This window comes from Pseudomonas sp. NPDC089428 (genome assembly GCF_044749325.1).
Taxonomy (GTDB): Bacteria; Pseudomonadota; Gammaproteobacteria; order Pseudomonadales; family Pseudomonadaceae; genus Aquipseudomonas.
Map to the genome: position 1 here is coordinate 339,290 of NZ_JBIVHT010000005.1, position 21,156 is coordinate 360,445.

At 60.9% G+C, this 21,156-nt stretch carries 19 protein-coding genes and 2 tRNA genes; 14 read left to right on the top strand and 7 right to left on the bottom strand.

Features of this window, described 5'->3' with window-relative positions; genetic code table 11:
- Positions 1-203: 203 nt before the first annotated feature.
- The 4 genes from ACIPZ5_RS12675 (at position 204) to ACIPZ5_RS12690 (ending at position 2,766) form a co-directional block, all read left to right on the top strand.
- Positions 204-695 (top strand): DUF2867 domain-containing protein, encoded by a 492-nt coding sequence (locus ACIPZ5_RS12675; RefSeq protein ID WP_400809056.1) that lies wholly within the window; start codon positions 204-206, stop codon positions 693-695.
- 232 nt (positions 696-927) lie between these two features.
- The gene (locus tag ACIPZ5_RS12680; protein WP_343598211.1) at positions 928-1,416 is read left to right on the top strand and encodes a type VI secretion system tube protein Hcp; all 489 of its coding nucleotides are present in this window, start codon (positions 928-930) and stop codon (positions 1,414-1,416) included.
- A 9-nt stretch (positions 1,417-1,425) separates the two neighbouring features.
- Positions 1,426-2,337 (top strand): hypothetical protein, encoded by a 912-nt coding sequence (locus ACIPZ5_RS12685; protein WP_400808938.1) that lies wholly within the window; start codon positions 1,426-1,428, stop codon positions 2,335-2,337.
- 54 nt (positions 2,338-2,391) lie between these two features.
- Positions 2,392-2,766 (top strand): hypothetical protein, encoded by a 375-nt coding sequence (locus tag ACIPZ5_RS12690; protein WP_400808941.1) that lies wholly within the window; start codon positions 2,392-2,394, stop codon positions 2,764-2,766.
- Positions 2,767-2,818: 52 nt separating this feature from the next.
- Here ACIPZ5_RS12690 and ACIPZ5_RS12695 read toward each other — a convergent pair whose 3' ends face one another.
- The 4 genes from ACIPZ5_RS12695 to ACIPZ5_RS12710 form a co-directional block, all read right to left on the bottom strand.
- The gene (locus tag ACIPZ5_RS12695) at positions 2,819-4,384 is read right to left on the bottom strand and encodes an iron ABC transporter permease (protein ID WP_261942480.1); all 1,566 of its coding nucleotides are present in this window, start codon (positions 4,382-4,384) and stop codon (positions 2,819-2,821) included.
- Positions 4,384-5,397 (bottom strand): extracellular solute-binding protein, encoded by a 1,014-nt coding sequence (locus ACIPZ5_RS12700; protein ID WP_261942481.1) that lies wholly within the window; start codon positions 5,395-5,397, stop codon positions 4,384-4,386. Before ACIPZ5_RS12700 ends, ACIPZ5_RS12695 begins: the two co-directional genes overlap by 1 nt.
- 242 nt (positions 5,398-5,639) lie before the next feature.
- Positions 5,640-5,726 (bottom strand) — tRNA-Leu (locus ACIPZ5_RS12705).
- An 88-nt stretch (positions 5,727-5,814) separates the two neighbouring features.
- A tRNA-Leu gene (locus ACIPZ5_RS12710) sits at positions 5,815-5,901 on the bottom strand.
- Positions 5,902-6,173: 272 nt separating this feature from the next.
- Here ACIPZ5_RS12710 and rnr point away from each other — a divergent pair.
- From rnr to ACIPZ5_RS12750, 8 genes are all read left to right on the top strand, one after another.
- Positions 6,174-8,750, top strand: coding sequence for a ribonuclease R (rnr, locus tag ACIPZ5_RS12715; protein WP_400808944.1), 2,577 nt, complete (start codon positions 6,174-6,176; stop codon positions 8,748-8,750).
- Positions 8,747-9,493 (top strand): 23S rRNA (guanosine(2251)-2'-O)-methyltransferase RlmB, encoded by a 747-nt coding sequence (gene rlmB, locus ACIPZ5_RS12720; protein ID WP_027920757.1) that lies wholly within the window; start codon positions 8,747-8,749, stop codon positions 9,491-9,493. Before rnr ends, rlmB begins: the two co-directional genes overlap by 4 nt.
- 305 nt (positions 9,494-9,798) lie before the next feature.
- Entirely contained in the window at positions 9,799-10,224 is a 426-nt protein-coding gene (gene rpsF, locus ACIPZ5_RS12725) for a 30S ribosomal protein S6 (RefSeq protein WP_013974420.1), read from the top strand.
- A gap of 28 nt (positions 10,225-10,252) precedes the next feature.
- Positions 10,253-10,483, top strand: a complete 231-nt coding sequence (gene rpsR, locus ACIPZ5_RS12730) for a 30S ribosomal protein S18 (RefSeq protein WP_003249563.1) — start codon at positions 10,253-10,255, stop codon at positions 10,481-10,483.
- A 33-nt stretch (positions 10,484-10,516) separates the two neighbouring features.
- Positions 10,517-11,380: a hypothetical protein gene (locus tag ACIPZ5_RS12735; protein WP_060485666.1), complete on the top strand. Its 864-nt coding sequence runs from the start codon at positions 10,517-10,519 to the stop codon at positions 11,378-11,380.
- Positions 11,381-11,400: 20 nt separating this feature from the next.
- The gene (gene rplI / locus ACIPZ5_RS12740) at positions 11,401-11,847 is read left to right on the top strand and encodes a 50S ribosomal protein L9 (RefSeq protein WP_008101037.1); all 447 of its coding nucleotides are present in this window, start codon (positions 11,401-11,403) and stop codon (positions 11,845-11,847) included.
- A 111-nt stretch (positions 11,848-11,958) separates the two neighbouring features.
- Positions 11,959-13,356, top strand: a complete 1,398-nt coding sequence (gene dnaB / locus ACIPZ5_RS12745; RefSeq protein ID WP_027920759.1) for a replicative DNA helicase — start codon at positions 11,959-11,961, stop codon at positions 13,354-13,356.
- Positions 13,357-13,571: 215 nt separating this feature from the next.
- Positions 13,572-15,875, top strand: a complete 2,304-nt coding sequence (locus ACIPZ5_RS12750) for a YgiQ family radical SAM protein (RefSeq protein ID WP_343598223.1) — start codon at positions 13,572-13,574, stop codon at positions 15,873-15,875.
- 119 nt (positions 15,876-15,994) lie between these two features.
- On the opposite strand, the gene ACIPZ5_RS12755 is transcribed toward ACIPZ5_RS12750, so the two are convergent.
- Positions 15,995-16,582, bottom strand: a complete 588-nt coding sequence (locus ACIPZ5_RS12755) for a TIGR00730 family Rossman fold protein (RefSeq protein ID WP_313710520.1) — start codon at positions 16,580-16,582, stop codon at positions 15,995-15,997.
- Between the two features lie 348 nt (positions 16,583-16,930).
- Between ACIPZ5_RS12755 and azu the strand changes: the two genes are divergently transcribed.
- Positions 16,931-17,377 (top strand): azurin, encoded by a 447-nt coding sequence (azu, locus tag ACIPZ5_RS12760; RefSeq protein WP_313710521.1) that lies wholly within the window; start codon positions 16,931-16,933, stop codon positions 17,375-17,377.
- A 43-nt stretch (positions 17,378-17,420) separates the two neighbouring features.
- Here azu and nadE read toward each other — a convergent pair whose 3' ends face one another.
- Positions 17,421-18,248, bottom strand: coding sequence for an ammonia-dependent NAD(+) synthetase (gene nadE / locus ACIPZ5_RS12765; RefSeq protein ID WP_261942485.1), 828 nt, complete (start codon positions 18,246-18,248; stop codon positions 17,421-17,423).
- 3 nt (positions 18,249-18,251) lie between these two features.
- Entirely contained in the window at positions 18,252-19,457 is a 1,206-nt protein-coding gene (gene pncB, locus ACIPZ5_RS12770; protein WP_400808948.1) for a nicotinate phosphoribosyltransferase, read from the bottom strand.
- Between the two features lie 469 nt (positions 19,458-19,926).
- Here pncB and ACIPZ5_RS12775 point away from each other — a divergent pair, with 469 nt between their 5' ends.
- The gene (locus ACIPZ5_RS12775; RefSeq protein ID WP_343598229.1) at positions 19,927-21,063 is read left to right on the top strand and encodes a branched-chain amino acid ABC transporter substrate-binding protein; all 1,137 of its coding nucleotides are present in this window, start codon (positions 19,927-19,929) and stop codon (positions 21,061-21,063) included.
- The last annotated feature ends 93 nt before the right edge of the window (positions 21,064-21,156 follow it).

A 21,156-nucleotide genomic window follows, 5' to 3' on the forward strand; every position in this document is an offset into this window, starting at 1 on the left:
CGCGCTTGCCGGCGATGGGCCGCGAAGCGGCCCCGGCAATTTATGCAACAACCTTGAAATTATGGGGCCGCTTCGCGGCCCATCGCCGGCAAGCGCGGCTCCCACAAGGATCGCACCAGCTTGAACACATTAAGCAAGACAGAATCTCCCGCATCGAGTCATGTTGCTATGCTGTCGGCGATACATGGCAAAGGGAGTTGCTCATGTCCACCCAGCTGGTCGCCGCCCAGGACGACCTGGATTTCCTGCACAGTGACAGCGTACAGCTCACTGCCCTGATGACCCCCCTGCAAGCGTACTGCGCCATGACCTCGGACATCCCCGGCTGGTTGGCCAGGGCCTTCCGCATTCGTGACTTCATCTCGCGCCGTTTCAATGTCGCCGATATCCACGGCTTCACTCGCCGCGATCTAGGGCAGGTGCCAGCCGTCGGCGAGCGCCTCGATTTCTTCGCTGTCGAGGCCATAAGCGACCAGCAACTGGTGCTGACCTCGCGCGATACGCACTTGGCCGTCATGGTCTGCATGGGCGTGTCGGCAGGAGAGTGCGGCCTCCTGCAGTTGAGCGTGACGACCTCGGTGAAGTGCTTCAACACCTTCGGGCGTTTGTACATGGTGCCGGTTGGAAGGGTTCATGGCGTGATCGTGCGGCGGATGCTGGCCAACCTGCAGGGACATCGTTTCAAACGTCGATAAGCAACACATTCTTACTTAATAAATCAGAATTTTTACCCGATGTTGTAGGCAATTTCCCAAAGTTTGCTTGGATGGGTGCGTGCTATTGCGTGGCTTGGCACAGGGAACTAGTGTCAACCGGGCCTCGAGGCGGCAGTGCTAATCCGCCGTCTGCTTTTCAGGCACAACCGCAAGACGACAGTGTGAGAGCGCTGTCGTTATTCAGCCCAAATATTGCCAAGGAGAGGTAAGCATGGCTTTCGATGCTTATATTCAAATCACCGAAATTGCTGGCGAAGCACTGGACGAGCAGTTCACCAACTGGATCGAGATTGCAGGCTACAAGTTTGGCGCCAACCAGAGCACCTCTGCCACCGCCAGCTCCGCAGGCGGCGCATCATCAGGCCGTACCACACTCACCAACTTCTCTTTCACCAAGTACCTGGACAGCGCCAGCTGCAAGCTGCTGGAGGCCAGTTGTGCCGGCCAGCACCTGAAAGAAGTGAAGTTGGTGCTGTGCCGTGCGGGTGGCGACAAGCTCAAGTACTACGAAGTGGTCCTCGAAGAAGTGATCATCGCCGACTACGCCCAGAGCGCCAGTGCCGGCGTGCCGATGGAAGTGGTGCAGCTGAACTACGGACGCATCAAGACCACCTACACGCGGCAGAAACGTCTCGATGGCAGCGCCGGTGGCAATGTGACCGGTGGCTGGGATCGCATCAGTAACAAGAAATATGCGTGAGGAGCGACCATGTCCGAGGCACGTAGCTACATTAATCCACACGCGCAGTCCTATGAGTCGCTGAAGGCCGATACACCTATGAACGCGAATCAGCGGGCCAAGTTTGATGTGTTGAATGCGCATATCGTCAATAGTGTGGTTTTCCCTGGCGAACTGGTGATTGTTGGCGACCCGAGCACCCCGTCTTGTACCAGTCACGAGGCTTTTCTCATGGGCAAGGCGGCCGGTATACACCTTGACATCGAGTTGAACGGCGGTGGATTTGACGGGTTCCTTCTGGAAAATTTTGAGCTACTGCAGAGCTTGCTGACCCGTGCTTCCATCGGCGCTGGTACAGCTAGTGATGCTTGGAGTAAGCATCTTGAAGCTATCAAGAAAACGTTAGGGGAGATAGAACAGCTATACCGAGATTATTTGCATCAAGGCACGTTGAAAGCTCGTGATGAATTCTACTCAAAACGTACGGCGTTGTTTTTGAAGTTGGAGGCGCAGCTGGATAGTTTGGCTGCGTATGGGGCAGGGTTGCACAATCGGGGTAAAATCAAGCATGCGCTGGATATATCTACCAAAAGATTTCTTCACGGAGGTGAGATTAGAGGGTATGCAGAAAAAATATCTGGCGTGGCGAGGGCGGCTAAGTGGGTAAAAAGAGGTGGGTATTTAGGGATGGCGCTTGATGTGGCGTCAACCGAACTGTCAATTCGTAACGCTTGCGTGCTGGGGCGGGAAGAGGCGTGTAGAAAGGTTAAGTATGTCGAGAGGAGTTCACTAGTTGGGGGCTTGGGGCTGGGAGGGATCGGTGGACATGTCGGGGGCGTATTGGGGCCAATGGCATGTGTTGCTATAGGTATTCCCACCGGAGAACGGCAACTTTCGCATGCGTGGTATTGGGGGGGCTACTGGAGGTATTGCTGGCGGTGAGCTTGGCGAAGCTCTGGGAGAAAGAGTGGGGGAGATTTTGTACGAGGCAGTGCGATGAGTAACTTGCACCTGGCAGTGCTTGGTGTGTTTGTAATTGTTTCGCCGTTTTTGATGTTTGTTGTGTGGGTGCTCGCTGCGTACCGCTATCTGAATCGTATCGAATCAATTTTGTCAAATAGCCGAATGGTGGCTGTGAATAGAGAAATATATTCTCATGCTGGGTTGCTCGGGAAAGTCATGCGGCTAGGGTCAATTTCTGCAATGCTGTCTATGAAAAATTTTAGCGTTCGAAAGGGTCTATTGGATAGCGATGACGTTAGTATGGCCCCCGCCGACCTGCAGAGGCTATTAGTGCGCTTGTGGATTGTACAAATTTTTCTGATTGCACTGATTTTGCTGTTTTTTGTTTGGATAGAGTACTGGAGATAAGCTGGTGTGTGTCGCTTGAAAATCCAGGCTGCTCGCCAGCCTGGATTCATTCTCAAGCCTTATTCAAGTACATCCGCGTAGTCAGCAAATACACCGGCAACCCCGAAACCACAATCAACAACGCCGCATACGGCGCCGCCGCCGCAAACTCGACATTGGCGGTATGTGCCCAGACTTCAGTGGCCAGGGTGGTCATGCCAGTCGGGCTGAGCAGCAGGGTAGCTGTAAGCTCCTTCATGGCATCAAGGAACACCAAGGCAAAGGCCGCCGCCATGGCCGGGAAGATGATCGGCAGGGTCACCCGGCAGAACGCTGCGAAGCTGCTGGCACCGAGGGTGCGGGCCGCTTCTTCGAGGGTCGGCGAAGCCTTGTTCAGCGCAGTGCGAACCGGAGCCTGGGCCAGGGGCAGGAACAGCAGCGCATAAGCCAGCAGCAACAGCGCGGTGGTCTGGTACAGCGCTGGCACATAGTGCAGCGAGAACACCACCAGCGACAGGGCGATGACCAGGCCGGGCAGGGCGTGCAGCAGGTACGGCAGGCGTTCGGCCCACAGTGCCAGGCGGCCTTTGTAGCGCACCACCAGGAAACTGACCGGCAATGCCAGCAATACGCAGAAGCCCGCACCGCCCAGCGACACCGACAGCGAGGTGAATAGTGCTTTGCTGATTGCTGCGACCGGGAAGGCTGCCGATGACCCCACGCTCAGCCAATAACCCAGCATCGCCAGCGGAATACCGCTGCCGAGAATCGCCAGGCCCAGGCAGAACAGTTGCGCCAACGGCATCCAGCCACGCAGTCGCACCGGCTGCCCGCGGCGCGCCACGCCCTGGCCGATGCGCACGTGGCGGGCCTTGCCGCGTACGCGCAGCTCCAGCCACAGCATCAGTAGGCACAGCGCCAGCAGTACGGCCGAGAGCATCGCGGCATTGGCGTTGCTGAACTCCAGTTCGAACTGCTGGTAGATCGCCGTGGTGAAGGTCTGCAGGCCAAGGATCGACAGCGCGCCGAACTCGACCAGCATGTGCAGGGCGATCAGCAGTGCGCCGCCGAGCATCGACGGCCACAGCAGCGGCAGGGTGATCTTGCGGAACACGCCCCAGCGGCTGTAGCCCAGGGTGCGCGCCGACTCTTCAAGCGACGTGTCGAGGTTGCGCAAGGTCGCAGCCACCGGCAGGAACACCAGCGGGTACTTGGACAGCGCCATGACCAGGATCGCCCCGCCCAGGCCTTCGAAGTCCGAGCTCAGCGACACCCAGGTGAAGCTGCTGACGAACGACGGCACGGCGAACGGCAGGCACAGCACCACGCCCCACAGCCGGCGGCCGGGCAGGTTGCTGCGCTCGAGCAGCCATGCCAGGGCCAGGCCCACCACCATGCATGCCAGCGTCACCCCGGCCATCAGCATCAGAGTGTTGCGCATCAGCCCCCACACGAACGGGCGCCAGAGCAGGTGCAGGGCTTCGCGCCAGCCGGCTTCCCAGGCTTTCATGGCAACGTACAGCAACGGCAGCACGCTCATCGCCACCAGGAACAGCACAGGCAGCACCACCCAGATCGAGGGGCGCTTGCGGCGCGGTACGAAACGTACCGGCACCGGCTCGGACAGGGCGGCAGTCATCAGAGCAGGCCGACCTCGCGTTCAAGCTCGATCGCTTCCTCGGCATTGCCTAGGTCAGCTGGCGAGATCTTCGGCGGGCGCAGGTCTTCGAACGGCTTCAGGCCACGGTCGGAGACCATGCCCTTGTGCAGCGGGTATTCGGCGGTGGTCTGGGTGATCACGCGCTGGCCTTCTTCGCTGGCCATCCAGTTGAGCAAGGCCTGGGCTTCTTTCGGGTGCTTGCTGGCCTTGACCACGGCGGCGCCGGAAATGGTAACCAGGTTGCCGGCATCGCCATCGGCCAGGTAGTAGAGCTTGGAATCCAGCTTGCCGCGTTCACGCTCCAGTGCATACCAGTAGTAGTTGTTGACCAGTACGGCGGCGACCTCACCTTTCTCCACGGCCTTGAGGGCGACCATGTTGTTGGTATAGGCCTTGCCGAAGGCTTTCAGGCCGGTCAGCCATTCTTCGGTGGCTTCACGCCCGTGCATTTTCAGGATGGCCACGGCCTGTTCCTGGAAGGCGCCGCTGGTTGGTACATAGCCGACGCGTCCTTCCCACTCCGGGTTGGCGAAGTCCATGACCGTGGTCGGCAGGTCTTTCTCGTCGATCTTCTTCGGGTTGAACACCACGATGCGGGTACGGGCGGTGATGCCCATCCAGGTGCCGTTGGCGCCTACGTACTCCTTGGGCATCATGTTTGCGGTGGCGTCATCAATCTTGGCCAGCAGGCCAAGCTCGCCCAGGTTGTTCAGCGGCGGGGACTCTTCGGTGTAGATGATGTCGGCCGGCGAGCGGTCGCCTTCCTCGATGACCTGGCTGGCCAGCTGGTTGCTGCTGCCCTTGCGGATATTGATGTGGATGCCGGTCTTGGCCTCGTAGGCCTTGGCGATGGCTTCGCCGATTTCCTTGTGCTGGCCGTTGTACATGGTCAGCGTGACCGGTTCGTCTGCCAGGGCGGCCGGAGCGCCGATCACCAGGCTCAGAACTGCGGCAGCCAGGGTGCGCATCAGCGGTTGCGGTCGGATCGTCATGCGGGTACTTCCTCGCTTACGGCTACATATTCGGAAACAATGGTAAACGAAATCGTTTCTCAAGTGGCCGGGTGACGAGAAATTCATCGGCAGACGAAGGTGTAACGTGTGAGGGTTTGCCTACGGTGCTGGCCTCTTCGCGGGCAAGCCAGCTACCACAGGGGTTGTGGTGGCCATTGGGGGAGGGGATTTAAAAATCGCAGGCAAGAAAAAACCCACTAGCAAGCTAGTGGGTTTTTGTATGGTGCCCAGGAGAAGACTCGAACTTCCACGACCGTTAAGTCACTGATACCTGAAACCAGCGCGTCTACCAATTCCGCCACCTGGGCAAAGCTTTACATCATCTGTAGAAGGCGACTATCGTTCGCTTTCACACAGTAGTAACAGATCCTTGGTCATCTGTTACTTGGAAATACTTGGTGCCCAGGAGAAGACTCGAACTTCCACGACCTTGCGGTCACTGATACCTGAAACCAGCGCGTCTACCAATTCCGCCACCTGGGCACACATTTGAGATTAAAAGATGCTTTACAGCGCCGTTCATCTCTACTACAACTTCGGGCTTGTCCGTCGTTGTGGTGCGCACTATACGGACGGTCCGGGGGGCTGTAAACCCCCCAAGCGAAAAAAATTTCAAAAAATTCAACTTGTTGATTCCGAAGGCCTATTGCCCCTCTCTATACACTGCAGCGGGGGCTGTCCAAGGCTGACATTTCCGGTTTCAATACACACATGCCAGAATTCCTATCTATATACCCCAAGGTGAACCCCTTCTGATGGCCGATTGGCAATCCCTCGATCCCGAGGCCGCTCGCGAAGCGGAAAAATACGACAACCCCATTCCCAGCCGTGAGCTGATCCTGCAGCGCCTTGCCGACCGTGGCGAACCGGCCGCGCGCGAGGAGCTGGCGGCAGAGTTCGGTCTTCATGAAGAAGACCAGATCGAAGCCCTGCGCCGTCGCCTGCGCGCCATGGAGCGTGACGGCCAGCTTATCTATACCCGGCGCGGCACTTATGCCCCGGTAGACAAGCTGGACCTGATCTGCGGCCGTGTCTCCGGTCACCGTGATGGCTTCGGCTTCCTTATCCCGGATGACGGCAGCGAAGACCTGTTCCTCAGCCCGTCGCAGATGCGCCTGGTATTCGATGGCGACCGCGGCCTGGCCCGCGTCTCGGGCGTCGACCGCCGTGGCCGCCGTGAAGGCGTGCTGGTCGAGGTCATCTCCCGTGCCCACGAAAGCGTGGTCGGCCGCTACTTCGAAGAAGGTGGCATTGGCTACGTAACCCCGGACAACCCGAAGATCCAGCAGGAAGTGCTGGTGACCGCCGGGCGTAACGGTGGCGCCAAGATCGGCCAGTTCGTCGAGATCAAGATCACCCACTGGCCCACGCCGCGCTTCCAGCCCCAGGGTGATGTGGTCGAGGTGATCGGCAACTACATGGCGCCGGGCATGGAAATCGACGTTGCCCTGCGCAGCTACGACATTCCACACGTCTGGCCCAACGAGGTGGTCAAGGAGGCGCGCAAGTTCCGTTCCGAAGTCGAAGAGAAGGACAAGGAGAAGCGCATCGACCTGCGCCACCTGCCGTTCGTCACCATCGACGGCGAGGATGCCCGCGACTTCGACGACGCCGTCTACTGCGAACCGCTGGGCAAGCTGCGCATGTTCTCTGGCGGCTGGCGCCTGTATGTGGCGATCGCCGACGTCTCCAGCTACGTGCGCCTGGGCTCGGCCCTGGACAACGAAGCCCAGCAGCGCGGCAACTCGGTGTACTTCCCCGAGCGCGTGGTGCCGATGCTCCCCGAAGAGCTGTCCAACGGCCTGTGCTCGCTGAACCCGCACGTCGATCGCCTGGCCATGGTCTGCGAAATGACCATTAACAAAGCCGGCCAGATGGTCGACTACCAGTTCTACGAAGGCGTGATCCACTCCCATGCCCGCCTGACCTACAACAAGGTCAGCAGCATGCTCGAGCATTCCCGTACCCGTGAGGGCAAGGCGCTGCGCGAGGAGTACAAGGAGGTCCTGCCGGACCTGAAGAACCTGTACAACCTGTACAAGGTGCTGGTGGATGCCCGTCACACCCGGGGTGCCATCGATTTCGAGACCCAGGAAACCCGCATCATCTTCGGTGACCAGCGCAAGATCGCGGAAATCCGCCCGACCGTGCGCAACGATGCCCACAAGCTGATCGAGGAATGCATGCTGGCGGCCAACGTCGCCACCGCCGCGTTCCTGCAGAAGCACGAAGTGCCAGCCCTTTATCGCGTGCACGATGGCCCGCCGCCGGAGCGCCTGGAAAAACTGCGCGCCTTCCTCGGAGAGCTGGGCCTGACCCTGCACAAGGGCAAGGACCCGTCGCCGAAGGACTACCAGGCCTTGCTGGCAAGCATCGCCGGGCGCCCGGACTTCCACCTGATCCAGACCGTGATGCTTCGCTCGCTGAGCCAGGCGGTGTACAGCACCGACAACAACGGCCACTTCGGCTTGAACTACGAGGCGTACACCCACTTCACCTCGCCGATCCGCCGTTACCCGGACCTGCTGGTGCACCGCGCCATTCGCAGCATCATCCGTTCCAAGGTCGATACCCCGCACGTCAAGCGTGCTGGCGCCATGAGCATTCCCAAGGCGCGTATCTACCCGTACGACGTGAATGCCCTCGACCAGCTCGGCGAGCAGTGCTCGATGACCGAGCGCCGCGCCGATGAAGCGACCCGTGACGTGGTCAACTGGCTCAAGTGCGAGTTCATGAAGGACCGCGTGGGCGAGACCTTCCCGGGTGTGATCACTGCGGTTACCGGCTTCGGCCTGTTCGTCGAACTGACCGACATCTATGTGGAAGGCCTGGTGCACGTCAGTGCGCTGCCGGGTGACTACTACCACTTCGACCCGGTGCACCACCGCCTGTCGGGCGAGCGTACCGGGCGCAGCTTCCGCCTGGGCGACACCATCGAGGTCAAGGTCATGCGCGTCGACCTCGACGAGCGCAAGATCGACTTCGAAGTCTCCGAGCAGCAGCTCAGTGCGCCGATCGGTCGCAAGGGGCGGGGTGCTGCCACGCCGGTCGCCGAGAAGGCCGAACCAGCGGTCGAAGCCAAGGCCACGCCAAAACCGCGCAGCCGCAAGAGCGAAACTGCCGAAGCGTACTTCCCGAAAGACGCCGTGCAGCGCAACGCCGAAGTGCGCAAGAGCCGTGAAATGAAGAAGGCGCTGATGAGCGAGGCGCGCACCGGCGGCCACGCCAGCAGCAAGTCGGACAAAGGCGGCAAGCCGTCCGGCAAGCCGACCAAGCACCGTAAAGGCCCGCCGAAGTCCGGTGCGCCACGCAAGAGCAAGAGCAAGTCATGAGTCAGCTGGAAAAGATCTACGGCGTGCACGCCGTGCAGGCGTTGCTGCAGCACCATCCGAAGCGGGTCAAGCAGATCTGGCTGTCGGAAGGGCGCAGCGAGCCGCGCATCCAGGCGCTGCTGGAACTGGCCGCAGAAAACCGCGTGCCGGTCGGCCAGGCCGAGCGCCGTGAGCTGGATGCCTGGGTCGAGGGCGTGCACCAGGGCGTGGTCGCCGAGGTCAGCCCGAGCCAGGTGTGGGGCGAGCTGATGCTCGAGGAACTGCTCGAGCGCAGCGAAACGCCGCCACTGATCCTGGTGCTGGACGGCGTGACCGACCCGCACAACCTCGGTGCCTGCTTGCGTACTGCCGATGCGGCGGGCGCCACCGCAGTGATCGTGCCCAAGGATAAGTCGGCAACCCTGACGCCGGTGGTGCGCAAGGTGGCTTGCGGCGCGGCGGAAGTGATTCCGCTGGTCGCCGTGACCAACCTGGCGCGCACGCTGGAGAAGCTGCAGCAGCGGGGCCTGTGGGTGGTCGGTACCGCTGGCGAGGCCGAGCAGGAGATCTACCAGCAGGACCTGACTGGCCCGCTGGTGATGATCATGGGCGCGGAAGGCAAGGGCATGCGCCGGCTGACCCGCGAGCATTGCGATTTCCTGGTGAAGTTGCCGATGAGCGGTAGCGTGAGCAGCCTGAACGTGTCGGTTGCGACGGGCGTCTGTCTGTTCGAGGCCGTGCGCCAGCGCCAGGCCAAGCGCTGATCTGCAGCCCGTCCATGACTCTTCGCGGGTGAACCCGCTCCCACAGGTACCCCACAGGCTTAGGCCTTGTACGATCCCTGTGGGAGCGGGTTCACCCGCGAAAGGGCCGGTAGCCTGTGAATGTGTTTCAGGCTGTTCAAATAATCACCAATCACCTTGCTTGTGCGCCCCGCCTTCTCTACAATTGCGCCCCTTGCCGAGCTGGCAGGCGCACAGGTGCCTCCCCTCCGTGCAAGACATACAGTGTCATTCACTCCTTGTCTGACCAGATTCGCTGGCAGACTACTAACCCGTAAGGAGCATTCATGCGTCATTACGAAATCATCTTCCTGGTTCACCCGGACCAGAGCGAGCAAGTCGGCGGCATGGTTGAGCGTTACACCAAGCTGATCGAAGAAGATGGCGGCAAGATCCACCGCCTGGAAGACTGGGGCCGTCGTCAACTGGCCTACGCAATCAACAATGTTCACAAGGCTCACTACGTGATGCTGAACGTTGAGTGCACCGGCAAGGCCCTGGCTGAGCTGGAAGACAACTTCCGCTACAACGATGCCGTTATCCGTAACCTCGTCATCCGTCGCGACGAAGCCGTAACCGGTCAGTCCGAGATGCTGAAGGCTGAAGAAAACCGCAGCGAGCGCCGTGAGCGTCGTGAGCGTCCTGAGCATGCTGAATCCGCCGACGGCGACGACAGCAATGACAGCGACTCCAGCGATAACGCTGACGAGTAATCCACGGACCTTTAGAGGAGCCTATTAAATGGCACGTTTCTTCCGTCGTCGTAAATTCTGCCGCTTCACTGCTGAAGACGTGAAAGAGATCGACTTCAAAGATCTCAACACCCTGAAAGCTTACGTATCCGAAACCGGCAAGATCGTTCCAAGCCGTATCACCGGTACCAAAGCTCGTTATCAGCGTCAGCTGGCTACCGCTATCAAGCGCGCCCGCTTCCTGGCCCTGCTGCCCTACACCGACAGCCACGGCCGCTGAGACCGGGTCGTCGACAAGCAGTAAGGGATTGGCATGCGAGCGTTAGCAAGTTTCATCATGCGCGGTCGTGTGCAGGCCACCCTGGTGGTGGTCATCAGCGCGGTACTGCCGCTGCTGTTCTGGTTGAGTGCCGCTGCCGGCAGCCTTGTGCTGCTGCGGCGTGGGTTCAAGGATGCTTCAACGGTCATCGCCGGCGGCCTGCTGGCCGGGCTGGCCGTGTGGTTCATGGGCGATCCGATCACCTTCCTGGTGATTGCCGGTGCCCTGGGCCTGGCCGCGCTGTTGCGCGCCGAGCATCCCTGGAGCCGTGTGCTGGTCGCCAGTGCCGTGTTCGCCGTGGTTTTCAGCCTCGTGCTCGACATGGCGCTGGCGCAGACCTTCGATGTGCTGGCCAAGGCGTTTGCCGAAGCCATGCCGAAAATCGAAGGTGAGCCGGTGCTCTCCGGTGAGCTGATCCGCCCTGTGCTGGTCGCCTCCACAGCAGTGACGGTGCAATTGTTCAGCGTGTTGGCCCTGGTGCTGGCGCGTTATTGGCAGGCAGCGTTGTACAACCCTGGAGGCTTCGGTCGCGAGTTTCGCGAACTGAAGTTGCCGAAACAGACCATGGCGGTCTTGGTGGCAGTGATGGTGGTGGCTCCGTTTATCGGGTCGCAGTTCATCATCCTGGCATCGGCGTCGAGCCTGGTTCTGGTGCTGGCTGGCATCGCCTTGATGCACGGGCTGGTGGCACAGGGGCGACTGGCCGGGTTCTGGCTGGTGGGCATGTACGTGACGTTGCCGCTGATCATGCAGCTGATCTACCCGTTGCTGATGGTCCTGGCCATTGTCGACAGCCTGATTGATTTTCGCGGTCGCAAGTCCCCTCCGGGGAAAGACTCCGCGAACGGTGAAGGTTAAAAGTTAAGAGGTTTTACCAAATGGAACTGATCCTGCTGGAAAAAGTCGCTAACCTGGGCAACCTGGGCGACAAAGTTAAAGTTAAGGCTGGTTACGGCCGTAACTTCCTGCTGCCATTCGGCAAGGCCACCGTTGCCAACGCCGCCAACCTGGCTGCGTTCGAAGAGCGTCGCGCCGAGCTGGAAAAAGCAGCTGCTGACCGTAAAGCTTCGGCTGAAAGCCGTGCTGCCCAACTGGCCGAGCTGGAAGTGACCATCACTGCCACCGCTGGCGACGAAGGCAAGCTGTTCGGTTCGATCGGCACCCACGACATCGCTGACGCCCTGACCGCCTCCGGCGTTGAAGTGGCCAAAGCTGAAGTTCGTCTGCCGAACGGCACCATCCGTCAAGTTGGCGAATACGACGTAGCCGTGCACCTGCACAGCGACGTTGAAGCCACCGTACGTGTGGTCGTCGTAGCTGCCTAAGCTGCGCTGACCGGTGGTCCCTCGCGGGATAGCCGGTTAACATCGGGCACGGTCCTGTTCATTCAGGCCGTGCCCTTTGTCTTTTTCATCCTCCAGAATTCTTTCGTGGCCATGAACGAGATCACCAACTCCGAACAGCTCGACCTGCAAACCGCAGCCCTGAAGGTGCCGCCGCATTCCATCGAGGCCGAACAGGCCGTGCTCGGTGGCCTGATGCTGGACAACAACGCCTGGGAGCGGGTGCTGGACCAGGTGTCGGATGGCGATTTCTACCGGCATGACCACCGCCTGATCTTCCGTGCCGTGCACAAGTTGGCCGACGCCAACCAGCCATTCGACGTGGTGACCCTGCACGAGCAGCTGGACAAGGAAGGCCTGTCGTCTCAGGTTGGCGGCCTGGCGTACCTGGCCGAACTGGCCAAGAACACTCCGTCGGTGGCCAACATCAAGGCCTACGCCGCGATCATTCGCGAGCGGGCGACGTTGCGCCAACTGATCAGCATCAGTACCGACATCGCCGACAACGCCTTCAACCCGCAAGGGCGCAATGCCGAGGAAATCCTCGACGATGCCGAACGGCAGATCTTCCAGATCGCCGAAGCGCGGCCGAAAACCGGTGGCCCGGTGGGTGTCAACGAACTGTTGACCATGGCCATCGACCGCATTGATACGCTGTTCAACTCCGACAGCGACATCACCGGCGTGTCCACCGGCTTCACCGACCTGGATGAGAAGACCAGCGGCCTGCAGCCGGCCGACCTGATCATCGTCGCCGGCCGTCCGTCGATGGGTAAGACCACCTTCGCCATGAACCTGGTGGAAAACGCCGTATTGCGTACCGACAAGGCAGTGCTGGTGTTCTCCCTCGAGATGCCAGGTGAATCGCTGATCATGCGTATGCTCTCGTCGCTGGGCCGCATTGACCAGACCAAGGTGCGTTCCGGTCAGCTCGATGATGATGACTGGCCGCGCCTGACCTCGGCGGTGAACCTGCTTAACGATCGCAAGCTGTTCATCGACGATACCGCCGGCATCAGCCCCTCGGAAATGCGTGCGCGTACCCGCCGCCTGGCCCGTGAGCACGGCGACATCGCCATGATCATGGTCGACTACCTGCAGCTGATGCAGATCCCGGGTTCGGCCGGTGACAACCGGACCAACGAGATTTCCGAGATCTCCCGTTCCCTCAAGGCCCTGGCCAAGGAATTCAACTGCCCGGTGATCGCGCTGTCGCAGCTGAACCGCTCCCTGGAACAGCGCCCGAACAAACGCCCGGTGAACTCCGACTTGCGTGAATCCGGTGCGATCGAGCAGGACGCCGACGTGATCATGTTCGTGTACCGCGACGAGGTGTACCACCCCGAGACCGAGCACAAGGGCGTGGCGGAAATCATCATCGGTAAACAGCGTAACGGCCCCATCGGCTTCGTGCGCCTGGCGTTCATCGGCAAATACACCCGCTTCGAGAACCTCGCGCCGGGCATGTACAACTTCGACGACGACGAATAAGCACTGAGACAGTTATCGGTTCCCTATGGGAGCGGGTTTACCCGCGAATGCGATGTCAGCTGTACCGTCGCATTCGCAGGTAAACCCGCTTCCACAGGGGGCGATGTTTTCTTTCGTCGATCCTCATGAATCCGACAACCACCGTCGGATTTGGTCAAAATTTGTGCTATATTCCGCGCCCGCGATTTCCCTGCACACCAGAACCGGTCACTGACATGCAAGCAGCCAAACCACTCTACGACTATCCCAAGTACTGGGCCGAATGCTTCGGGCCAGCACCTTTCCTGCCGATGAGCAGGGAGGAGATGGATCTGCTCGGCTGGGATTCCTGCGACATCATCATCGTGACCGGTGATGCCTACGTCGACCACCCCTCGTTCGGCATGGCCATCATCGGCCGCCTGCTGGAGGCCCAGGGCTTCCGCGTGGGCATCATCGCCCAGCCGAACTGGCAGTCGAAAGACGACTTCATGAAGCTTGGCGAGCCGAACCTGTTCTTCGGCGTGGCCGCCGGCAACATGGACTCGATGATCAACCGCTACACCGCGGACAAGAAGATCCGTTCCGACGACGCCTACACTCCTGGTGGCCTGGCCGGCAGCCGCCCTGACCGCGCCAGCCTGGTATACAGCCAACGCTGCAAGGAAGCCTACAAGCACGTGCCGATCGTGCTCGGCGGCATCGAGGCTTCGCTGCGCCGCATCGCCCACTACGATTACTGGCAGGACAAGGTCCGCCATTCGATCCTGATCGATGCCAGCGCCGACATCCTGCTGTTTGGCAACGCCGAACGCGCGGTCGTCGAGGTCGCCCAGCGCCTGTCCAACGGCGAGAAGATCGAAACCATCACCGACGTGCGCGGCACCGCGTTCGTGCGCCGTGACACGCCGCAAGGCTGGTACGAGATCGACTCTACCCGCATCGACCGCCCGGGCCGCGTCGACAAGATCATCAACCCGTACGTGAACACCCAGGACACCCAGGCCTGCGCCATCGAGCAGGCCAAGGGCGACCAGGAAGACCCGAACGAAGCCAAGGTGGTGCAGATCCTCGACAGCCCGAGCGTGACCCGGGAGAAGTCGGTGATCCGCCTGCCCTCGTTCGAGAAAGTGCGTAACGACCCGGTGCTCTATGCCCATGCCAACCGCGTGCTGCACCTGGAGACCAACCCGGGCAACGCCCGCGCGCTGGTGCAGAAGCACGGTGAAGTGGATGTGTGGTTCAACCCGCCACCCATTCCGATGAGCACCGAGGAAATGGACTACGTGTTCGGCATGCCCTACGCCCGTGTGCCGCACCCGGCCTATGGCAAGGAGCGCATACCGGCCTACGAGATGATTCGTTTCTCGGTGAACATCATGCGTGGCTGCTTCGGCGGCTGCACCTTCTGCTCGATCACCGAACACGAAGGCCGCATCATCCAGAACCGCTCCCACGAGTCGATCCTCAACGAAATCGAGGAGATGCGTGACAAGGTGCCGGGCTTCACCGGCGTGGTCTCCGACCTTGGCGGGCCCACCGCCAACATGTACCGCATTGCCTGCAAGAGCCACGACATCGAGAAGCACTGCCGCAAGCCGTCGTGCGTGTTCCCGGGCATCTGCGAGAATCTCAACACCGACCACAGCTCGCTGATCGAGTTGTACCGCAAGGCCCGTGCCTTGCCGGGGGTGAAGAAGATCCTGATCGCCTCGGGCCTGCGCTACGACCTGGCAGTGGAATCGCCGGAGTACGTCAAGGAGCTGGTCACCCACCACGTTGGCGGCTACCTGAAGATTGCCCCGGAGCACACCGAGCGTGGCCCGCTGGACAAGATGATGAAGCCGGGTATCGGCACCTACGACCGCTTCAAGCGCATGTTCGAGAAGTTCTCGAAAGAGGCGGGCAAGGAGCAGTACCTGATCCCGTACTTCATCGCCGCGCACCCGGGCACCACCGACGAAGACATGATGAACCTGGCCCTGTGGCTCAAGGGCAACGGCTTCCGCGCCGACCAGGTGCAGGCGTTCTACCCGTCGCCGATGGCTTCGGCCACGGCCATGTACCACTCGGGCAAGAACCCGCTGCGCAAGGTCACGTACAAGAGCGAAGGGGTTGAGATCGTCAAGAGCGAGGAGCAGCGCCGGTTGCACAAGGCGTTCCTGCGCTATCACGATCCGAAGGGCTGGCCGATGCTGCGTGAAGCGCTGCAGCGTATGGGTCGTGCCGACCTGATCGGGCCGGGCAAGCACCAGCTGATCCCGCTGCACCAACCGCAGACCGACACCTACCAGAGCGCGCGCCGCAAGAACTCGACCCCGGCTGGCAGCCACAAGGTGGGCAAGGATCAGAAGATCCTCACCCAGCACACTGGCCTGCCACCGCGTGGCAGCGATGGCAGCAAGCCGTGGGACAAGCGCGAGAAGGCCAAGGCCGAGGCGTTTGCCCGCAACCAGCAGGCGGCCAAGGAGCGCAAGGAAGCGGCCAAGGGCGGCGGCGGCAAGGGCAAGAAGCCGCGCCAGCCGGTAATCCCGCGCTGAGCATGCAGTCGCAATAGAGAACCCTGTGGTAGCGGGCTTGCCCGCGAATGCGATGGTGGATCCACCCATTCATTCGCGGGCAAGCCCGCTCCCACAGGTTCCTGCATAAGTCTCAAATATCAGTCAGGCTGCTTGTCGACCCACTTCGGCAACACCGGCGACTCGAAGCGCTCCATCCCATCCAGCAGCTCATCCGCCTGCTGCGCCAGCAGCAACATGGCCCGATGCTGTGGCCGCACGAAGCCTTCCTCGACAATATGGTCGAGGAACCCGCCGAGCCTTTCATAGAAGCCATTCACATCGAGCAGCCCCAGCGGCTTGGCGTGATAACCCAGTTGGCCCCAGGTCCACACCTCGAACAGCTCCTCCAGCGTACCCAGGCCACCCGGCAGGGCGATGAAGGCGTCGCTCAGCTCAGCCATGCGCGCCTTGCGCGCATGCATGCCGTCGACCACCTCCAGGCGGCTCAGGCCCTTGTGGCCGATCTCGGCATTCATCAGGCTTTGCGGGATGATCCCGATCACTTCGCCACCTGCGGCCATTGCCGCATCGGCGACAGTGCCCATCAGGCCCACCGCGCCTCCGCCGTAGACCAGGGTCAGGCCGCGACGGGCAATGGCCTGACCAAGCGCAATGGCCGCTTCACGGTAGGCAGGGTTGGCGCCGATGCTGGCGCCACAGAACACACAAACGGAACGTACAGACATCGTGCTTCTCCAGTCATATCGCTGACAGGGTAAAGCTAATTATCTGGCGTCTCCAATGCCGGTTTCACTCCGGGCGGGCGAATTCGCAGCTGGCGCCAGTGGCCCCGTGGGCGTAGGCGGCGAGCAGGCTGTTCATGAAACTTGAAAGGGACATTACGATTGCTCCTAAATGAGAGGTTGTCCCATCGTCTATTAAAAGGGCATGATGTGCCCTTAGATTGGTTGTATACAATCGATTGAACAATTCTACTGGCTGGCCACTTGACACCCCCTTGACCCATATCAGCAGGGGGCTGAACGGTTTCAGGCAGTCTCGCAATTGATAAAACCCTGCCAAGGAGATTCATGATGTTTGCGAAAGCTGTAGCGGTATCCCTGCTGACCCTCGCCAGCGCCTCTGTCTTCGCAGCCGAATGCTCGGTGACCGTCGACTCGACCGATCAGATGTCCTTCAACACCAAGGAAATCGTTGTCGACAAGAGCTGCAAGGAATTCACCGTCAACCTGACCCACTCCGGCAATCTGCCGAAGAACGTCATGGGCCACAACGTGGTCATCAGCAAGGAAGCTGACATGCAGCCGATCGCTACCGACGGCTTGGCCGCAGGGATTGAGAAGAATTACCTGAAGGCCGGCGATGAGCGCGTAATCGCGCATACCAAGATCATTGGTGCTGGCGAGACTGACAAGCTGACCTTTGATGTGTCCAAGCTGGCGGCTGATCAGAAGTACGGCTTCTTCTGCTCGTTCCCTGGCCACATCTCGATGATGAAAGGCACTGTCACGCTCAAGTAAGCATGCAGTGAAAACCGGGGCCGCTTGGCGGCCCCGGTTGTTTTCACGGTGCAAACGGCAGTTCGCGCTTGTGCTGGGTCTTGCGGTAGGTGGCGACGATGATGTCGAACGCCTGCTGATCCACCGGCAGCCCGTGCAGGAAAGCATCGATCTGCTGATAGGTCACGCCATGGGATGCCTCGTCTGGCTTGCCAGGCTCCAGGTCTTCAAGGTCCGCAGTCGGCACCTTTTCCACCAGCGACTCCGGCGCGCCAAAGCTGCGCGCGATCGCTCGCACCTGGTTTTTCACCAGCCCGCTCAGCGGCGCCAGGTCGCAGGCACCATCACCGAACTTGGTAAAGAAACCCATCACCGCCTCGGCGGCATGGTCGGTGCCGATCACCAGGCCCGCGCGGGCACCGGCGATGGTGTACTGGGCAACCATGCGGGTACGTGCCTTGACGTTGCCGACGACGAAGTCCACCAGGGTCGGTGAACCATTCTTCAACTCCACCACTTCTGCTGCCAGCGCCTTGACCGCCGGAGCGATGTCGACGGTGTGCACTTCATCGGCCTTGATCACCTCCAGGCACGCCTGGGCGTCATGTTCGTCATGCTGCACGTGATAGGGCAGGCGCACGGCGATGAAGGTGTAGGCCTTGTCGCCGGTTTCGGCGCGCAGCTCGTTGATGGCGCGCTGGGCGAGCAGGGCGGCGGTCAGCGAATCGACGCCGCCGCTGATGCCCAGCACCAGGGTCTTGAGCCGGGCATTGGCCAGGCAGTCCTTGATGAACGCCACGCGCCGGGCGACTTCGGCCTCGAGCGCAGCGGCGTCGGCGAACGGCGGCTGTACCTTCAGCGCCTGGGCAATCTCTTGCTGAACCGCTTGCATGGGTTACTCCTTGCTGGGGACTTTGAAAACGTGACGCATGTAGGCGACGAAGTTCTCGTCGCGGCACTGGGTCTTGGCGGCTTCGTCCGAGATCTTCGCCACCGGCGAGCCGTTGCAGTCGGTCATTTTAAGCACGATGTTCATCGGCGCCACACCGGGGATGTCGCAGGTGAGGTTGGTGCCGATGCCGAAACTGACGTTGATGCGCCCGCGCAAGGCACGGAAGATGTCCAGCGAGCGGGTCAGGTTGAGGCCGTCGGAGAACACCAGGGTCTTGGTCATCGGGTCGATACCCAGCTTCTGGTAATGGGCGATGGCCTTTTCCGCCCAGGCCACCGGCTCGCCCGAGTCATGGCGCAGGCCGTCGAACAGCTTGGCGAAGTACAAGTCGAAATCGTTGAGGAAAGCATCCATGGTGATGCAGTCGGTCAGGGCGATACCGAGCAGGCCGCGGTACTCGCGGACCCAGCAGTCCAGCGCGGCGATCTGGCTGTCGATCAGCCGCGGGCCGAGCTGCTGGTGGGCCATGATCCACTCGTGGGCCATGGTGCCCAGTGGTTTGATATCCAGTTTCCATGCCAGGTCGACGTTGCTGGTGCCGACGAAGCGGCCCGGGAAGTCGTCGCGCAGCACGCGCACCACGTCTTCCTGCACACGGCTTGAAAAACGCCGGCGGGTGCCGAAATCGGCAACCTGCAGGTCGGCCAGTTCGTCGTCGCTGGCGTGGGCGCACAGCCAATCGAACTTGCGGTACAGCTGATCACGGGCCTCGGCCAGTCGCATGCGCGGGTGCAGGTGGCGGTTGCGCACTTCGCTGATGATGGCCAGCAACGGCACTTCGAACAGGATCACGTGCAGCCATGGGCCTTTCAGGCGCAGGAACAGCTGGTCGTTCTCGATGCCGATGCGCACATAGCGCAAGTTGAAGCGGAACAGGCGCAGAAAGCGCAGGAAGTCGGGCTTGAGGAAGCTGATGCGTTCGAGGAAGGCTGGCTGGCCATCATCGAGGGTCAGGTCGCTGAGCAGTTCGAGTTGATGGCGGATCTCGCCAAGGTAGGGGCGCAGGTCCTCGCCGTTGCGGCAGCGAAATTCCCATTCGACGTCGGCGTCTGGGTAGTTGTGTAGCACGCCCTGCATCATGGTGAGCTTGTAGAAGTCGGTGTCGAGCAGGTTGTGCACGATGCGCTCGGCGAATGCGCTCTCGCTCATCAAGGGGGCTCCGGAAACGGCGAATGGTGGACATTGTGCCAGTCTTTTTGCCGTTGTTGTGTCTGGGCCGGCCTCTTCGCCGGCAAGGCGGCTGCCCCGCAGGCCGCGTAATGGCCAAATCAGGTGTTTTTCCGTGCACCAGCTAGCCTTGAAACAGTGCTGCCTGTAGCAGTCGCGCACCAGCGGTGTGCACTTCGGTGACGTCCACTGTTACAGGGCGGTTGCACGTAAACACTTGCCAGGGTTGCAATGATGGCACTCGACGGTTGCTCCTTGTCTGTACGTGTGGTGGCGCCTGCCGCGGGGCAGACGGTTGCACGCTCAATAAAGAAAAGGCCGTCGGTCGCCTGGGGGTGACCTTTACAGTGTGTTTTCCCGGAAGACAAAACCGATGGCACGGCCCTTGCTCTGAGCACAGGGCTGAGAAGTTGTAGTGCCAACCAAAAAAAAACTCTAGGAGCACCACCTCATGTCGCAGACGTTTTACAAGAAAGGTTTCCTGGCTCTGGCCGTAGCTACGGCACTGGGTGTTTCTTCGTATGTTCAGGCCGACGTCAAGATCGGCGTCGCGGGCCCCATGACCGGGGCTAACGCAGCGTTTGGCGAGCAGTACATGAAAGGTGCGCAGGCAGCGGCCGACAAGATCAACGCCGCCGGTGGCGTGAATGGCGAGAAGATCGTCCTGGTGAAAGGCGATGACGCCTGCGAGCCGAAGCAGGCCGTGGCCGTGGCCAACCGCCTGGTCGATCAGGACAAGGTGATCGGCGTGGTCGGGCACTTCTGCTCCTCCAACACCATTCCGGCTTCCGAGGTGTATGACGAGGCTGGCGTGATCGCCATTACCCCAGGCTCCACCAACCCGCAGGTTACCGAGCGTGGCCTTTCCGCGATGTTCCGCATGTGCGGTCGTGACGACCAGCAAGGCATCGTCGCCGGCGACTACATCGTCGACGTGCTCAAGGGCAAGAAGGTTGCGGTGCTGCACGACAAGGACACCTACGGCCAGGGCCTGGCCGATGCGACCAAGGCGCAGCTGGAGAAGCGTGGTGTCAAGCCGGTGCTGTACGAAGGCCTGACCCGCGGCGAGAAAGACTTCAGCGCCGTGGTCACCAAGATCCGCGCCGCCGGTGCCGACGTGGTCTACTTCGGTGGCCTGCACCCGGAAGCCGGCCCGCTGGTACGTCAGTTGCGCGAGCAGGGCCTGAAAGACGTCAAGTTCATGTCTGATGACGGCATCGTCACCGACGAACTGGTGTCCACCGCAGGTGGTGCGCAATACGTCGATGGCGTGTACATGACCTTCGGTGCCGACCCACGCCTGCTGCCAGACAGCAAAGCCGTGGTGGAAGAATTCCGCAAGGCCGGTACCGAGCCGGAAGGCTACACCTTGTACGCCTACGCGTCGCTTCAGGCACTGGCTGCCGCGTTCAACGGCTCCAAGTCGAACAAGGGCGAAGACGCCGCCAAATGGCTCAAGGCCAACCCGGTCAAGACCGTCATGGGCGAGAAGAAGTGGGACAGCAAGGGCGACCTGACCGTCTCCGACTACGTGGTCTACCAGTGGGACAAGGACGGCAAGTACCACCAGCTGGAAAAACAAAAATAATAACGGCACCTGGCCCGGACGCCCGTCCGGGCCATTGCCCCTGCGGTACCTGTCCTTATTCGGAGACGTGCACGGTTCTGCGCTGCTAGGGCC

Excerpts from the sequence above, each read along its gene's own strand:
- ACIPZ5_RS12680 (WP_343598211.1), top strand. The coding sequence starts at position 928 with ATGGCTTTCGATGCTTATATTCAAATCACCGAAATTGCTGGCGAAGCA.
- pncB (WP_400808948.1), bottom strand. The coding sequence starts at position 19,457 with ATGAGCGAGAGCGCATTCGCCGAGCGCATCGTGCACAACCTGCTCGAC.
- ACIPZ5_RS12755 (WP_313710520.1), bottom strand. The coding sequence starts at position 16,582 with ATGTCTGTACGTTCCGTTTGTGTGTTCTGTGGCGCCAGCATCGGCGCC.
- ACIPZ5_RS12675 (WP_400809056.1), top strand. The coding sequence starts at position 204 with ATGTCCACCCAGCTGGTCGCCGCCCAGGACGACCTGGATTTCCTGCAC.
- ACIPZ5_RS12775 (WP_343598229.1), top strand. The coding sequence starts at position 19,927 with ATGTCGCAGACGTTTTACAAGAAAGGTTTCCTGGCTCTGGCCGTAGCT.
- dnaB (WP_027920759.1), top strand. The coding sequence starts at position 11,959 with ATGAACGAGATCACCAACTCCGAACAGCTCGACCTGCAAACCGCAGCC.
- rpsF (WP_013974420.1), top strand. The coding sequence starts at position 9,799 with ATGCGTCATTACGAAATCATCTTCCTGGTTCACCCGGACCAGAGCGAG.
- ACIPZ5_RS12690 (WP_400808941.1), top strand. The coding sequence starts at position 2,392 with ATGAGTAACTTGCACCTGGCAGTGCTTGGTGTGTTTGTAATTGTTTCG.
- ACIPZ5_RS12685 (WP_400808938.1), top strand. The coding sequence starts at position 1,426 with ATGTCCGAGGCACGTAGCTACATTAATCCACACGCGCAGTCCTATGAG.
- rpsR (WP_003249563.1), top strand. The coding sequence starts at position 10,253 with ATGGCACGTTTCTTCCGTCGTCGTAAATTCTGCCGCTTCACTGCTGAA.
- ACIPZ5_RS12695 (WP_261942480.1), bottom strand. The coding sequence starts at position 4,384 with ATGACTGCCGCCCTGTCCGAGCCGGTGCCGGTACGTTTCGTACCGCGC.
- nadE (WP_261942485.1), bottom strand. The coding sequence starts at position 18,248 with ATGCAAGCGGTTCAGCAAGAGATTGCCCAGGCGCTGAAGGTACAGCCG.
- rlmB (WP_027920757.1), top strand. The coding sequence starts at position 8,747 with ATGAGTCAGCTGGAAAAGATCTACGGCGTGCACGCCGTGCAGGCGTTG.
- rplI (WP_008101037.1), top strand. The coding sequence starts at position 11,401 with ATGGAACTGATCCTGCTGGAAAAAGTCGCTAACCTGGGCAACCTGGGC.
- rnr (WP_400808944.1), top strand. The coding sequence starts at position 6,174 with ATGGCCGATTGGCAATCCCTCGATCCCGAGGCCGCTCGCGAAGCGGAA.
- azu (WP_313710521.1), top strand. The coding sequence starts at position 16,931 with ATGTTTGCGAAAGCTGTAGCGGTATCCCTGCTGACCCTCGCCAGCGCC.
- ACIPZ5_RS12700 (WP_261942481.1), bottom strand. The coding sequence starts at position 5,397 with ATGACGATCCGACCGCAACCGCTGATGCGCACCCTGGCTGCCGCAGTT.
- ACIPZ5_RS12735 (WP_060485666.1), top strand. The coding sequence starts at position 10,517 with ATGCGAGCGTTAGCAAGTTTCATCATGCGCGGTCGTGTGCAGGCCACC.
- ACIPZ5_RS12750 (WP_343598223.1), top strand. The coding sequence starts at position 13,572 with ATGCAAGCAGCCAAACCACTCTACGACTATCCCAAGTACTGGGCCGAA.